Annotated in this window: 1 protein-coding gene; it reads right to left on the bottom strand. The window is 25.1% G+C overall.

The window, feature by feature from the left end; translation table 11 throughout:
* Window positions 1-255 (bottom strand): hypothetical protein (locus tag HS848_RS13180; RefSeq protein ID WP_198612560.1); only part of this gene is annotated, 255 nt, incomplete at both ends.

Below are 255 nucleotides of genomic sequence, written 5' to 3'. Positions count from 1 at the left end.
AATAACATCGTAAGTAATAACGTAAATAACATCGTAAGTAATAACGTAAATAACATCGTAAGTAATAACGTAAATAACATCGTAAGTAATAACGTAAATAACATCGTAAGTAATAACGTAAATAACATCGTAAGTAATAACGTAAATAACATCGTAAGTAATAACGTAAATAACATCGTAAGTAATAACGTAAATAACATCGTAAGTAATAACGTAAATAACATCGTAAGTAATAACGTAAATAACATCGTAAGT

The organism is Staphylococcus caledonicus (genome assembly GCF_016238465.1).
GTDB lineage: Bacteria > Bacillota > Bacilli > Staphylococcales > Staphylococcaceae > Staphylococcus > Staphylococcus caledonicus.
Note: the sequence above shows the minus strand (reverse complement) of the source record. Positions and strands in the feature narration are given on the sequence as shown.